Origin of the sequence: Peterkaempfera bronchialis (assembly GCF_003258605.2) — a bacterium.
GTDB lineage: Bacteria > Actinomycetota > Actinomycetes > Streptomycetales > Streptomycetaceae > Peterkaempfera > Peterkaempfera bronchialis.
On the sequence record NZ_CP031264.1, the window covers coordinates 5,719,288 to 5,733,861 of the forward strand.

Below are 14,574 nucleotides of genomic sequence, written 5' to 3' on the forward strand. Positions count from 1 at the left end.
GGCCGCGCCATGACCGAACTGTCGGCGACGGGGGGCCGCGACGTCCACACCGTCCCCTTCCCCACCGCAGCGCCCCCGGCGGCCATCGACATCCTCATCGTCGGCGCGGGCCCGGTGGGCCTGGCGGCGGCGGTCGAGCTGACCTCGCGCGGGGTCCGGGCCGCCGTGATCGACCGCGCCCGCGGCGCGACCCTGGTGCGGGCCGGTGCGATGGGGCACACCCCGCGTGTCGTGGAGCATCTGCGGCGTTGGCGGCTGCTCCAGCGCATCCGCGACGCCTGGACCTACCCTCCGGAGTGGCACCGGGGCACCAGACTGGTCACCTCCCTGGCCGGACACGAACTGGTGCCGGCCTCCGGCCCGTCGTTCACGGACCGGGGCAGCGCCGCCAGGCACTCGGCGGACGAGGCGCTGCGCCGCCCGCAGACCGTGTTCCAGCGGGTGTTCCTCGACCACTTGGCGGAGCAGGGCGTGAGCGTGTCCGGCGGCTGGGAACTGACGGCGCTGCGCGAGGACGCGGACGGAGTCGACGCTGAGGTCGTCAACGTCGACTCGGGCCGATCGCAGACCGTCCGAGCGGCCTACGTCCTGGGCACCGACGGGGGCAGCAGCACCACGCGCCGGCTGGCCGGTATCGCCCGTGAGGGGGAGCACGCCACCGAGAAGCTGCTGCGCCTCATCGTCCGCACCGGCGACATCTCCGACCGGGTGGGGCCTGCGCCCAGCGCCACCAACATCGTCGTCAACGCCCGCGCGTCCGGCTTCCTGGCCGCCGTCAGCGCCCGTGACTGGCGGGTGTACGCGGGGCCGTACCCGCTCGACCACGAGCCCGGTGAGGACGAGCTCCTGGAGATCGGCCGGGCTGCCTTCGGCTGCGACGTGGACCTGGAGCTGCTGTCGGCGACGACCTTCTACCACGCCACCCGGATCGCGGAGACCTTCCGTCGCGGCCGGGTCCTGCTCGCCGGTGACGCCGCGCATGTGCGCACGCCCGGCGGCAATCTGGGCGAGGGCATCGGCGACGTGGTCAACCTCGGCTGGAAGCTCGCCGCGGTGCTCGACGGCCATGCCCCGCAGACCTTGCTGGACTCCTACGACCAGGAGCGCCGCCGGCACAACTGGCGTGTCGCCGACCACTCCCTGGAGCGGTCACGGCGCACGCGGGCCACCCTGGCCGAGATCCGCGACGGCGGCATTCCCGACGACGCGGACCTCAGCGACGCGGCCTCGCGGCGACGGGCCGAGATCGGCGCGCGCCTGCGTCAGGACCATTCCGGCGCGGCCGGCGTCGCCTTCGACGAGCGCTACGACGCCTCGGCGGTCGTCTGCTACGAACCCGGCCAGCTCGACACGGAGCCGCCCTGGCGAGCCGACGTCTACGAGGACGACCCGCGACCGGGTCATCGCGCACCGGACGGCCCCGTCGACCCGAGCGGCGGCACGCTCTACGACCGCCTGGGCACCTCTTTCGGCCTGCTCGTCCTGACCGAGGACCGAACGGTCGAGCACGCCTTCGCCGCCGAGGCCGCCGCCCGGTCCCTGCCGTTCACCGTCGTCCACCTCACCGACCCGGCGGCGCGCGCCGTCTACGGCACCGCCAATGTCCTGATCCGCCCCGACCAGCACGTGGTCTGGCGCGGCACCCACCTGCCCCGGGCCGGCGCCGCCACGGTCCTCGACCGGGTGCTGGGGCGGGTCGAGGCGACGGCGGTCGAGGCGACGACGGTCGAGGCGACGACGGCACACACCGGCGTACGCACACCGGCTCCGGCCGAGGCCACCGCCTGACACCGAAAGGCGATCACCCCATGGCGAGCGAGCGACCACGCTGCCGGCTCGGTTTCCACACCCACGTCCAGGGCCGCGACGACGACCGACGAGCTCGGCTTCGACGTCGGCTGGGTCGCCCAGCACCACGTCTCGCGACTGACCTGATCACCCGGTTCAACCCCGCCGTCCCCGACCACGACGCCGCCATCCGTGCCCTCGAACTCATCGCGGCCGAGGTGGCACCCGCCTTGGGCGGACAGCCCGCCCACCGGGCCGAACCCGCATCCGCATCCGGATCCGCAGGAGCGTGACATGACCGAGTACAGCGACTACCACGGCCCCGAAGGCCTCCGCACCCGCGGCACGATTCTCGTGGTTCCCGGCCGAGGCGAGACCCGGGCGACCTACGCCCGCTTCGGCAGGCGGCTCGCCGCCGACGCCTACCGGGTCCGCGTGATCGACGCCCCGGCCCTCGACGCCGACGACCCGACCGCCTCCCTGGCCGGCTTCGCCGACCGACTCGCAGACGCCGTCAAGGGCACGGCAGCCGAGGACGGTGTCATACGGCCGCTCGTCCTCGTCGGAGCCGACTCGGGCGCCGCCGCAATCGCCGCGCTGCTCGGCTCGGCGGAGACACCCGGCGGGCAGCCGGACGCCGTGGTGCTCGCGGGCCTTCCCGGCCAGGCCGCCGGGACCACCGAGGCCGTAGGGACCTGGGACGAGGAACTCGACGTCCGCACGTCCTGCCCCGCCCACCGGGGCACCCTCACCCAGGACTCCCGGGTGCGGCGCGGCTCGCTCAACGACGCGGTACCGGACGCGGTACTCATTGCGGCCCTGGACAGCGAAGCCGCCGTCCCCGCCCTGCTCCTCATCGGCGACGCCGACCCCCTCGCCGACCACGAGGCACTCGCCCGCACAGCGAAGTCCCTGCCCCGCGCCCGCCTCTCGGTCGTCCACGGCGCCCGCCACGACGTCCTCAACGACCTCCAGCACCGCTCGGTGGCCGCCGAGACCGTCACCTTCCTGGAAACCCTGCGCAACGAGCTGCGGCCGCTGATCACGGTGCGGTCGAGCGCTTGGTGAGCACCCACCCGCCCGCGCGGAGCGTCTGAACCCCGATCCCGAAAGGTCCCGTCATGGCCTCGATCCTGTCCGTCTCCGGAAGCCCCTCCCACACCTCCCGCACCACACGACTGCTGCGTCACCTCGACGACCGGCTCCGCCTCCAGGGCCACGACGTGACTCCGCTGGAGGTGCGGACCCTGCCCCCGCAGGCGCTGCTCGGCGCCGACCTCCGGCACCCGGCGATCACCGCTGCCGCAGCCCTGTTCGAGCAGGCGGACGGGGTGGTGATCGGCACCCCCGTGTACAAGGCCGCCTACTCAGGCCTGTTGAAGTCGCTGCTCGATCTGCTCCCGCAGTACGCGCTGACCGGCAAGACGGTGCTGCCCCTGGCCACCGGTGGCAGCACGGCGCACGTCCTGGCCATCGACTACGCGTTGCGTCCGGTGCTGAGCTCCATGGGCGCCTCGCACATCGTGCCCGGCTGGTTCACGCTCGACAAGGACCTCGCGGTCGGCGACGACGGCACATTGACCGTCGCGCCCGCTGCCGCCACGGCGCTGGAGCAGGTCACGGACCACTTCTCCAGCGCGCTGGGAGGCCGCACCACCGTGCTCGCGCCGACAGGGTGAACCGGCTTCCGAGCCCCCGGCTGCCGGAACCCGTCGCTGATCGATCTCGGTGAGTCCGTTGACGGCGGCGAGGCCGGCCATGTCCTCCTCGGGGGTACCCAGTCCTGACTCGTCGCCGCGCATCAGGATGTCGGTGCCGCCGTCGACCAGCACGATCGCGTCCACGCCGCCGAGGTGGGCGATGAGGGCCCGGTAGGCGGCGCGCAGCGGCTGGACCCCGGCGCGGGAGAGCGCGAAGACGGTCGGGTCCATGCCGTGCCGGGCGAGCCACCGGCAATGCGGAGATCGGCGATCAGGGACCTGGCCTGCTGCCCGGGCGCCCGGCGGTCGAGCCGGGCGCCGGGTCTGCTGTGTGTCGTCGCTCAGCGGAGGGCGATGGCCGTCCATGAGACCGGCGGCAGCTCGACGGTGAGCACGCCGTCGGCGAGTGTCGCGCTGGTGTTCACGGACGGGGTCACCCGGTACTGCTCGGTGAGCGTGTTCTTCGCGTACACGTGGGAGTCGGCGAGCGTGGCCGCCTCGACGATGCGGGACGACCCGAGGCTGCGCACGTCGATCGTGACCTGCGCCGCCTCCTTGAGGTCGCGGTTGACGAGGAAGACCGAGGCCCGGTCCTCGTCGACGGTCGCGACGGCGTCGATGACGGATACCTCGCCGTGGCGCTCCGTTGTGTACGTCGGTGCCTCGATCGCGGGCCGGATCACCTCGCCGGAAGCAAGCCGGCTCGTGATCGAGAACGGGTAGAAGGTCGTCTGCCGCCAGGCCGGGCCGCCGGGCTCGGTCATGATCGGCGCGATCACGTTGACGAGCTGCGCGAGCGATGCCGAGGTGACGCGGTCGCTGCGCTTGAGGAGCGTCATCAGCAGGTTGCCGACGACGACGGCATCCGCCACCGTGTATATGTCCTCAAGCTGCCGAGGGGCGTAGCGCCACTCGTCGTTGACCTCCTTGGACTCCTGGTGCTCCTTGAGGTACCAGACGTTCCACTCGTCGAAGGAGATGTTGATCTTCTTGTTCGAGCGTTTCTTGTATCCCACGTGGTCGGCGGTCGCGACGACGGTGTCGATGAAGTAGTCCATGTCGACCGCCGAGGCGAGGAAGGAGCCGAGGTCGCTGTCGAGCTCCTGGTAGTACGCGTGGCAGGAGACGTAGTCGACATGGTCGTAGCTGTGCTCGAGTACCGTGCGCTCCCAGTCACCGAAGGTCGGCATGCCGGAGCCGGAGGAGCCGCAGACGACGAGTTCGAGGTCCTTGTCGGCCGCCTTCATCGCGGCGGCGGTGCGGGCGGCGATCTTGCCGTAGTCGTCCGCCGTCATGAAGCCGGTCTGCCACGGCCCGTCCATTTCGTTGCCGAGGCACCACATGCGCACGTTGTGCGGGTCGGGCGTGCCGTTGGCGATTCGCAAGTCCGACAGTGCCGTGCCGGACGGGTGGTTGGCGTACTCGAGTAGGTCCAGGGCGGGCAGGATGCCCCGCGTGGCGACGTTGACCGCCAGCATCAGCTCGGAGTCGGTGAGCTTGAGCCACCGGGCGAACTCGTCGAGGCCGACCTGGTTCGATTCGAGCGAGTGCCAGGCGAGGTCGCGGCGGACCGGGCGCTTCTCGCGCGGGCCGACCGAGTCCTCCCAGCGGAAGCCCGAGACGAAGTTGCCGCCCGGGTAGCGGATGGTCGTGCTGCCGAGCTCCCTGACGAGTTCGACGACGTCCATGCGGAACCCTTCATCATTCGCGCTCGGGTGTTCCGGCTCATAGAGCCCGGTGTACACGCAGCGGCCGAGGTGCTCGACGAACGAGCCGAAGGTGCGGCGTCGGACAGGAGCGACGACGGCCTGCTTGTCGAGCTCGATGTGGGCGCGGGGCAATTCAGTGGTCCTTGTCTGTGGGATGGCGCGGGGCGTGCCGCGTGCCGAACGACGCCGCCGATCAGCGGCCTGCCCCTGCCGGAGGCACGGCAGGGGCAGGCGTGGAACGGTCCGGTGCAGATCCTGGCGCCGGTTTCAGCCCTTCACGGCACCGGTGAGACCGCCGACGATCTTCTTCTCGAAGACCGAGAAGAAGATCAGCGCGGGCAGCATGGCGAGTGAGGTGAAGGCGAGGACCCTGGCGGTGTCCGTGGAGTACTGCGAGGAGAACGCCTGGACGCCGAGCGGCAGGGTGAAGTTCGCTTGCGAGTTGAGGACGTACAAGGGCAGGACGTAGTTGTTCCAGCTGCCGATGAACCCGAGGATGCCAACGGTCACCACACCGGGCAGCGACAGCGGGATCACCATGCGGAAGAAGAATCCGAGTCGGCTGGCACCGTCGATCGCGGCGGCCTCCTCAAGCTCTTTCGGAATGGCTCTGAGGAACGGCACCAGGATGATGACGGTCGTCGGCAGGCCGAAGGCGATCTGCGGGATGATCACGCCGAACAGGTTGTCGACCAGGCCGAGGTTTTTGACGACGATGTACAGCGGGGTGATCGCGATGACCATCGGGAACATCAGGCCGGCCGCGAACAGGGAATACATCGCGCCCTTGAACTTGAATTCATAGCGCGCGAGCACGAAGCTCACCATCAGGCCGAGGACGACGGTGCCGACGGTGCTCACGAGCGCGATGATGAGGGAGTTCGCGAATTCACCCCAGAACGTCACCGACCTCAGGACACTGATGTAGTTGCCGACGACCCAGGGGTGCGGCAGGGCGGCCGGATGCGTGGTGATCTGCGCGTTGGTGCGGAATCCGCCGAGCACGATATAGAGCACTGGTGCGACGCAGACCCCGATGAAGAGCAGCGCGACGAAGTAGGTGAAGGGATTCCCCCACTTCTGCGGCTTGTCACGATTGCCACGACGGCCGACGGGCGCATTCGGCTCCCCGGCGGAGGACAACCAGGGGGTGGCGCTCGTCGCACTCATCAGGCGGCTCCTTCAGTGACGGCGCCCTTGAGGTCGCGGCGCAGGACGAAACGCTGATAGATCAGCGCGACGACGAGGGAGATCAGGAACATCACGACCGCGATGGCGTTGCCGTAGCCGTAGTTGCCCGCGTTGCGGCCCTGGGCGAGCATGTAGATCGCCATGGTCGAGGTGCCCGCAGTGCCCGAGACGTACTGACCCCAGATGATGTAGACGAGATCGAACAGCTGCAGCGAGCCGATGATCGACAGGAACGCCCAGATGCGGATCGTGGGCCCCAGCAGCGGCAGTGTGATGCGGCGCTGGATCTGCCAGTAGGAGGCGCCGTCGAGCTCAGCGGCCTCGAAGAGCTCCTCGGGGATCGACTGAAGGCCGGCGAGCATCAGAATCACCGCGAAGCCGAGGTACTTCCACGTGATGATGCCCATCAGCGTCCAGATGGCCAGCTTCGGGCTGGAGAGCCATTCAGCCTGCAGGAAGCCCAGGCCGATGTGGTGCAGCAGGTCGTTGACGGCGCCGGTGCTCGTCAGCATCAGGCTCCAACCGGTGCCGACGATGACCTCGGAGATGATGTAGGGCACGAAGATCAGGACGCGGATGATCGAGCGGCCGCGGATCTTCTGGTTGAGCAGGAGCGCGAGGATGATTGCCAGCGGGCCTTGGATGACCAGTGAGAGCACCACGATCAGGCCGTTGTGCCACAGCACTTGCTGGAACGCGGGGTCGGTGAGGATCAGCTTGTAGTTGTTCAGGCCGACCCAGTCGGTGGGCGCCCCGTAGCCGTGCCACCGGTAGAAGCCGTAGTACGCGGCGAGCGCGACCGGGAAGATCACGAATGCCAAGAACACAATGATCGCCGGCCCGGACAGGACCGCGATCTCGAGTCGCATCTTGGCACGGCCGCGGCGGCGCGCAGCCGCTTGCGGCGAAGTCGGGGACGCGGACTTGGCCGCGCCCCCGACTCCAGGCGTGCCCTGCGACTGGCGACCGGTGGCCGCGTCAGTACCCAGGGTGTCGCTCATTGTCTGATTACTCAGCCCTTCGCGGCAGCGGCGTTGGTGTCCTTGGCGATGTCGGCTGCGGTGCCCTTGCCGGCCAGCAGGTTCACGACGGCGGTGTTCATGGCGTTGCCGACGTTCTGCCCGTACTCGGTGTCAAGGAACATCACGGAGTAGGCCGCCTTGTTGAAGGCATCCAGCGCCGAGACGTTGTAGGACTCGGTGACGACGTCCTGGGCGTCCTTGTTCACCGGGATCGCGACGAAGGCCTTGCCATAGGCCTGCTGCTGGTCCTTGGTCACCAGGAACTGGAGGAACTCAAGGGCCTCCTTCGGTGCCTTCTTGGACAGCGAGTATCCGTCGAGGCCGCCCATGATGGCGGTCGGGTCGCCCTGGCCACCGGCCACCGCGGGGAAGGGGAACCAGCCCAGGTCGGGGAGCGGCTTCTGATCGGGGGTCAAGCTGCCGATCACGCCGGGGTTCCAGTTGCCCATGAGCTCCATGCCCGCCTTGTGATTCGCGAGCATGCCCGCCGACGACCCGGCGCCCTGCTGCGCCGAGGTCGTCAGGAAACCCTTCTGGAAGGGTTCGACCTTCAGGAACGAAGCCAGGTCGTCGCCCGCCTTGGTCCAGCACGGGTCGGTGAACTTGAGGGACTTGGCAGCCTCCGTCATGGTGTCCTGGCTGCACTCGCGCAGGGCGAAGTTGTAGTACCAGTGCGCGGCCGGCCAGGCGTCCTTGGCGCCGACCGCGATCGGCGCGACCTTGATCGCCTTCAGCTTCGCGACAGCGGCCTCGAGCTCCTCCATCGTCGTCGGCGTCGAGGTGATGCCGGCCTTCTGGAACAGGTCCTTGCTGTAGTAGATGCCCTCGGGCTGCGTGTCGAGCGGCATCGCGTAGACCTTGCCGCCGATCGAATAGCCTGCGAGAGCTGCCGCGCCCGCATTCGCCTTGTCGGTGTCGGTGAGGTTCAGCTCCTGGAGTTGGTCGGCGTTGACCATGGCCTGCATCTTGCCGCCACCGCGCTGCAGGAAGATGTCCGGCGCGGAGCTCGAGTTGAGCGCGGTCTGGAGCTTGCCGTCGAGGTCTTCGTTCTGGATCTGCTGGATCTTGACCGTGATGTTCGGGTGCAGCGAGTGATATTGCGCCGCGACATCCGTCCAGTACTTCGCACCGGGCCCGGGCTGCGCGTTCTCCCAGACGGTCAGCGTGACCTTGCCATCGGACGAACCGCCGCCGTCACCGTCGCTGCCGGCACAACCGGTGGCAGCAAGTGCGATGCCCAAGCCGATCGCCACAGCCGTCGCGCCGCGGGTCTTTCTCGCCATCGTGGAAACTCCGTGATCTGTTGTCACTGACATAATTTCTGGGAACAGTTCGTGCGCGTCATGTCCTGGTGGACACCAAGGAACTCGTACATGCGTCGGCCTGGGCGTTCAAGCGGCAGGCCGGCCGCGGCAACAGCGAGGTTCGGGCACGTGCGCGAAGTCGAGGCGATCACTGCGACCCTTGCTCTCCTGCTCCGGGCATGCGCGGGTGGACGTACCGGGTGGACGGGTGTGACCGTACGGGGTCGTCTCCGTTACCGGGAGGTTTCGATCGCTGGAGAGTATGCGCTCGTCGCGGAGGGGCAGTCAACGATTCATTTCCGAAAGTTGGCCGAAACTCATAACGGTTCGGCACGCTCGCGCGTCGAAAGTTTTCGATCGGTCGACCCATCGCGCCCGTTCGCCGCTGACGCCGGCTGATCGCGTGCCCGTGATGTCGCTTTGACCTCGATTCGTCGCAGTGATCGTGACTGCCTGACTTGGCTGCCGGTTCGCCCTGTTTGTTCCGCGTGATCGCGGGCGGGGCCTTCGCGTGCCGCTGCGGCTGTGCCGGGGTTCCATGGCACCCGGAAGTAGTGCGGCCTGCTCCTTGAAGTTCCAGCCTGATACTGGGACGGTTGGGTCCCCGGAGGAAGCAGTCCGGTAGTGAGCCATTCCAACCTGCTCGCGAGGCGATGCAGGTGATGTGACGGAACGGCGAAGCTCCTGGTAGATAGGTTGTCGGCCAAGAGCAACCTTCTCCGCCAGGAGCTTCGCGTGCCTGTCTGCCCGTCCGGGTTGGATCTGTCCACTTCCGTACTGCGCCTGCTGCGGGGCCGCCCGCACCCACGGCCTGTAGCGCCGGGTCGCGAAACCGCCATGATCGGCGGTCTCTCGCGGAGCCCGAGAGGCGCGAGAGAGCTGCTGCTGTCAGATCTGCGCCTTCGCGGTCCGGCGGGTCAGCGGTTGGTCAGATAGCCGCCCATGGAGGTGAAGTACTCGGCCGCGGGCATCTCCCGGCCGTCCTCGGTCCGTACACGGGTGACGGCCAGGCCGTGGTTGCGGCCGGTGCGGGCATCGGCTCCGGCGACGATCGCCACGCCGTCGCCCTCACGGTAGAAGATGCGGCCGGGCGTGCCGCCGTACCGGCCGTCGGATACGCGCGCGGCCAGGACCTCAAGCCGCCTGCCCCGGTGGAAGGTGAATGCGCTCGGATACGGCTCGGACTGGGCTCGGACCAGGCGCTCCAGGTCCTCCGCCGGCCACGTCCAGTCGATGCGGCTGTCCTCGATGGACCGCTTGTGGAAGAAGCTCGCCTGGGACCGGTCCTGCTTGGTGAACTCGGTGCGCCCGGAGGTGATCAGGCCGAGCGCGCCGATGGTGACCGGGGCGATGAGGTCGACGGTCTTGTGGAACAGATCGGTGGCCGTGTCCGTCGGCCCGACCGGTACCGCTTCCTGCCGCACGATGTCGCCGGCGTCGAGCTCGTCGTCCATCAGGTGCGCGGTGACGCCCACCTCGGTCTCGCCGTTGATCAGTGCCCAGATCAGCGGGGAGAAGCCGGCGTACTTCGGCAGCAGCGAGTCGTGCACGTTCAGCGTCCCGTGGCGCGGCAGGTTGAAGATGCGCGGGGGAATCCACGTCCGCCAGTTGTTGGCCACGATGATGTCCGGGGCGGCCTCCTTGAGCCGCTCGAACAACTCGTCGTCGTCAGGGCGGTTGCGGATGAGCACGGGGACGCCGCGCTCCTCCGCGAGGTCGGCGACCGAGTCGCTCCAGATCTTCTCGTACGCGTGCTCACTCCTGGGGTGTGTCACGACCAGCACCACGTCGTGCTCGGAGTCCAGGAGGGCCTGCAGGGTGCGGTGCCCCCACGTCTGGTAGCCGAACATGACGACCCGCATGGGGTTCCTCCTCCAGGTGGGGACTGGCCGTGCAAAGTAAAGCAAGGCTTGCCTAAGTGGTCAACTAGGCTTGCCTGGAGGCGCGTTGAGGGTCGGCTCCCGCTTGGCCGCCCGTTTTGTCCGTGGACAGCGCCACGAAATTAGCTTAGCCTCACCTAAGTTACTGGGCCGCAGTTCTTCGGCGTGCCCGAATTCCGTACTTCCCGATGCTCGACCAACGGCTGCCTGCCTGCCTGCCCGCACGGCGGCCGCCCGCACGATGGGAGTGACATGGCACAGGCTCGTACTGGCGACGCCCCTCTGATCCACGACCTCATAGGCATCGGCTTCGGGCCGTCCAATGTGGCCATGGCGATCGCGCTCAGCGAGCACAACGCACGTGTCGGCGAGGAGGAAGCGGTCTCCGCCCTCTTCTTCGAGCAGCAGCCGCGCTTCGGCTGGCACCGGGGGATGCTCATCGACGACGCGACCATGCAGGTGTCCTTCCTCAAGGACTTGGTGACGCTCCGGAACCCCACCAGCGAGTACAGCTTCCTCTGCTATCTCAAGAGCAAGGGACGGTTGATCGACTTCATCAACCACAAGAACCTCTTCCCCCTGCGGGTGGAGTTCCACGACTACTTCGAGTGGGCCGCCGGCCATGTCGACGGCATGGTCTCCTACGGCCACGAGGTCGTCGGCGTCATGCCTGTCGTCCACGACGGTACGGTGGAATATCTGGATGTGACGGTCCGGTCGGGGGACGGACTCGCGGTCCACCGGGCGCGCAACCTCGTCATCGGCACCGGCCTGCGCCCCTTTATGCCGGAGGGCGTGGAGCGCACCGACCGCGTCTGGCACAACTCCGAACTGCTGGCCAAGGTCGATGGACTGGAGGGTGCCTCGCCCTCCCGGTTCATCGTCGTGGGCGCCGGACAGAGCGCCGCCGAGAACGTCGCCTACCTCCACCGCCGCTTTCCCCAGGCCGAGGTCTGCGCCGTCTTCTCCCGCTACGGCTACAGCCCCGCCGACGACAGCAGCTTCGCCAACCGGATCTTCGACCCGGCCGCCGTCGACGAGTTCTTCACCGCGCCGGAGAGCGTCAAGCGCCGGCTGATGGACTACCACGGCAACACCAACTACTCCGTGGTGGACATCGACCTGATCGACGATCTGTACCGGCAGATGTACCAGGAGAAGGTCCTCGGCACCGAGCGTCTGCGCTTCCTCAACGTGTCCCGGCTCACCGACGTCACGGAGGTATCGGACAAGGTCCGGGCCACCGTTACCTCCCTCGTCACCGGCGAGGAGACCTCCCTGGACGCGGACGTCGTGGTCTTCGCCACCGGCTACAGCCCCGCCGACCCCCTCGGCCTGCTCGGCGAGGTCGCGCACCGCTGCCTCCGCGACGAGGAGGGCCGCGTCCGCGTCGAGCGCGACTACCGCATCGCGGCCGACCCCGACCTGCGCTGCGGCATCTACCTGCAGGGCGCCACGGAGCACACGCACGGCATCGCGTCGTCCCTGCTGTCCAACACTGCCGTCAGGGTCGGCGAGATCCTGGACTCGCTCCTCGACCGGGGCCTGAGGTCCGCTTGGGACGAGGCCCGGACGGTCGCCGACGGAACCGGCAGCACCGCCCGCTGAAGCGCTCCGTGAACCGGACCGCGATGGGCCGTCGGTCGTCTGACGGTCCGTTCGGACGCCCGGGCGGACGCGACAGTACTGTGACACCCCGTGAGAGGAAAGATCGTGCCCACTGGTATCCGCCCTGCGCCACCGGGGTTCGGCAGACCCCTCCCCAGGGCAGCCGGGGCCGCCGCCCGGCCGTTCGTCCCCGGCGAGGCAAAGGGCTAGCGTACGTCGACATGGGCACGGCTACAGTCGAACGCCCCGCGTCCGGGGGTACAACACAGGCCCGTCGGCGGCGGGTTGCGGGTTTGGGCATGCTTGTGGTGATCCTTGCGACCGCCGGGGTGGTGTCGCTGGCCGTCGGTGCGCGCGCGTTGAGCCCTGCCGAGGTGTGGCACGGGTTGTTCGCGGCGCCGGACTCCGATCAGCGGCGCACCGAGATCAGTCTCATCGTGCAGACCGTGCGGGTGCCCAGGACGGTGCTCGCGATCGTGGCGGGCGTCGCCCTGGGGGTCGGTGGGGCGCTGATCCAGGGGTACACGCGCAACCCGATCGCCGACACGGGCCTGCTGGGGGTGAACTCCGGTGCCTCGTTCGCCGTGGTGTCGGTGATCGCCCTGTTCGGGTTCGCCAACCCGTTCCAGTACGTCTGGTTCGGCTTCCTGGGGGCGGCGGTGGCCGGTGCCGTCGTGTTCGGGGTGACGAGCATCGGCCGGGGGGCCGGCAACCCGCTGACGCTCGCACTGGCCGGGCAGGGGGTCGCGGTCTTCCTCGCGGCGATGACCACCGCGGTCGCCCTGTCGGACCAGGCGTCGCTGAACGCGCTGCGCTTCTGGAACGCGGGCTCCGTTGCCGGTGTCGGATTCGACGTCATCTGGCCGGTGACCGTGTTCATCGCGGTTGGCTTGGTGCTGGCGGCCACCACGCTGCCCGCCATCAACCTGCTCAACCTGGGTGACGACGTGGCGCGTGGGCTGGGAGTGAACATCGCGCTGAGCCGGACCATCGGCATCACCGCCATCACCCTGCTGGCGGGCGCGGCGACGGCGGCGTGCGGCCCCATCGCGTTCCTGGGGCTCATGGTGGCCCACGTGGCCCGGTATCTGGCCGGGCCGGACTACCGCTGGCTGGTGCCGTGCGCGGGTCTGCTCGGCGCGATCGTCCTCCTGGTCTGCGACATCGTGGGGCGCTTGGTGGTGCGGCCGAGCGAGTTGGCCGCTGGTGTCGTCGTCGCTCTCCTCGGCGCCCCGTTCTTCGCGGTCCTGGTGTGGCGGGGAAAGTTCAGGAACGCATGAACGGGACAGGTGTGAAGCCATCGGTGGCGCCGGGCGTGCGGCTCGGCCGCGTGTCGTTCGTATGGCGGCCGTGGATCGTCTGCGTCACGCTGCTGCTGGCGGCGGCGACCTTCCTGCTGTTCTGCCTCTCCATCGGCGTCGGGGACTTCCCCATCGCCCTGCCCCAGGTGATCGCCACGATCTTCGGCCACGGTGCGCGGGTCGACCGGTTCGTGGTCATGGATCTGCGGATGCCGCGTGCCCTGGCCGGGCTCATCGTGGGTATCGCGCTGGGGGTGTCCGGGGCGATCACCCAGTCCATCGCGCGCAATCCGCTCGCCAGCCCGGACATTCTGGGGGTCACCGGGGGCTCCAGCGCGGTCGCGGTCTTCCTGGTGACGGTCTCGGGCGGCACCGCCGCGGCGATCGTCGGCTCCGTGGGCCTGTCCGCGGCGGCTCTCGCGGGCGGTCTCGGGACGGGGCTGCTGGTGTACTTCCTGGCGTGGCGGCGTGGGATCGACGGCTTTCGGCTCATCCTCATCGGCATCTCGGTGAGCGCGGTGATGGAGGCGATCACGACCTGGCTGCTGGTCACCGCCGACATCAGGGATGTCGCCCGGGCCCAGGCGTGGTTGGTCGGCTCACTGGAGGACCGGTCGTGGGACGAACTCCGGGCGGCGCTCTGGTGCCTGCTCGTCATCCTGATCGTGCTGTCGAGTGTGGCGTTCCAGTTCAAGCCGATGCACTTCGGCGACGAGATCGCCGCGGGCCTGGGTGTCCGGTATCGGATGGTCCGGGCGGTCCTGCTGCTGTGCGCGGTCCTGCTGGCCGGTGTGGCGGTGAGCGTGGCCGGCCCGGTCCCGTTCGTCGCGCTGGTGGCGCCGCAGGTGGCCATGCGTCTGGCGCGGTGCGCCACACCTCCGATGGTGGCCTCCGGTGTGGTGGGGGCCCTGCTGCTGATCGGCGCGGACCTGGTCGCGCGCACGGCGCTGCCGATCACCCTCCCGGTCGGCGTGGTCACCGCCGCGATCGGCGGCCCCTTCCTCGTCTATCTGCTGGTGCGGCCGAACCTGAGATAGCCGGTACAAGATCTGGCATCCCTGAATAAGGAGG

Annotated in this window: 11 protein-coding genes and 1 pseudogene; 6 read left to right on the forward strand and 6 right to left on the reverse strand. The window is 69.0% G+C overall.

Translation table 11 applies throughout. The annotated features are described in order from the left end of the window. The first annotated feature begins 9 nt into the window (after positions 1-9). The 3 genes from C7M71_RS25065 (at position 10) to ssuE (ending at position 3,467) form a co-directional block, all read left to right on the forward strand. On the forward strand, positions 10-1,788 hold the full coding sequence (locus C7M71_RS25065; protein WP_111489034.1) for an FAD-dependent monooxygenase: 1,779 nt from the start codon (positions 10-12) through the stop codon (positions 1,786-1,788). A 294-nt stretch (positions 1,789-2,082) separates the two neighbouring features. Beyond that, entirely contained in the window at positions 2,083-2,856 is a 774-nt protein-coding gene (locus C7M71_RS25075) for an alpha/beta hydrolase (protein WP_111489032.1), read from the forward strand. A gap of 53 nt (positions 2,857-2,909) precedes the next feature. After that, on the forward strand, positions 2,910-3,467 hold the full coding sequence (gene ssuE, locus C7M71_RS25080; protein ID WP_111489030.1) for an NADPH-dependent FMN reductase: 558 nt from the start codon (positions 2,910-2,912) through the stop codon (positions 3,465-3,467). Positions 3,468-3,482: 15 nt separating this feature from the next. Here the strand turns inward: ssuE and C7M71_RS25085 are convergent. The 6 genes and pseudogenes from C7M71_RS25085 to C7M71_RS25110 all read right to left on the reverse strand — a co-directional run. After that, positions 3,483-3,740 (reverse strand): annotated as a pseudogene (locus C7M71_RS25085) (DUF1152 domain-containing protein); the annotation flags it as partial. An 89-nt stretch (positions 3,741-3,829) separates the two neighbouring features. Then, positions 3,830-5,329 carry an arabinosylfuranosidase ArfA gene (gene arfA / locus C7M71_RS25090; RefSeq protein ID WP_111489028.1) on the reverse strand — a complete coding sequence of 500 codons (1,500 nt, stop codon included), beginning with the start codon at positions 5,327-5,329 and terminating at the stop codon, positions 3,830-3,832. Between the two features lie 135 nt (positions 5,330-5,464). After that, complete coding sequence (locus C7M71_RS25095; RefSeq protein WP_111489026.1) at positions 5,465-6,367, reverse strand: carbohydrate ABC transporter permease; 903 nt, start codon at positions 6,365-6,367, stop codon at positions 5,465-5,467. Next, a complete protein-coding gene (locus C7M71_RS25100; RefSeq protein ID WP_111489024.1) occupies positions 6,367-7,389 on the reverse strand; it encodes a carbohydrate ABC transporter permease in 1,023 nt (340 codons plus the stop codon). The genes C7M71_RS25095 and C7M71_RS25100 overlap by 1 nt, the downstream gene beginning before the upstream one ends. A gap of 11 nt (positions 7,390-7,400) precedes the next feature. Next, positions 7,401-8,693 carry an extracellular solute-binding protein gene (locus tag C7M71_RS25105; RefSeq protein WP_111489022.1) on the reverse strand — a complete coding sequence of 431 codons (1,293 nt, stop codon included), beginning with the start codon at positions 8,691-8,693 and terminating at the stop codon, positions 7,401-7,403. A gap of 938 nt (positions 8,694-9,631) precedes the next feature. Then, positions 9,632-10,576: a methionyl-tRNA formyltransferase gene (locus tag C7M71_RS25110; protein ID WP_111489020.1), complete on the reverse strand. Its 945-nt coding sequence runs from the start codon at positions 10,574-10,576 to the stop codon at positions 9,632-9,634. Positions 10,577-10,846: 270 nt separating this feature from the next. On the opposite strand from C7M71_RS25110, the gene C7M71_RS25115 reads away from it, so the two are divergent. The 3 genes from C7M71_RS25115 (at position 10,847) to C7M71_RS25125 (ending at position 14,540) form a co-directional block, all read left to right on the forward strand. Beyond that, on the forward strand, positions 10,847-12,202 hold the full coding sequence (locus tag C7M71_RS25115; protein WP_111489018.1) for a lysine N(6)-hydroxylase/L-ornithine N(5)-oxygenase family protein: 1,356 nt from the start codon (positions 10,847-10,849) through the stop codon (positions 12,200-12,202). A gap of 221 nt (positions 12,203-12,423) precedes the next feature. Next, a complete protein-coding gene (locus C7M71_RS25120) occupies positions 12,424-13,482 on the forward strand; it encodes a FecCD family ABC transporter permease (RefSeq protein WP_111489016.1) in 1,059 nt (352 codons plus the stop codon). Next, entirely contained in the window at positions 13,479-14,540 is a 1,062-nt protein-coding gene (locus tag C7M71_RS25125) for a FecCD family ABC transporter permease (protein WP_111489014.1), read from the forward strand. Before C7M71_RS25120 ends, C7M71_RS25125 begins: the two co-directional genes overlap by 4 nt. Positions 14,541-14,574: the final 34 nt, after the last annotated feature.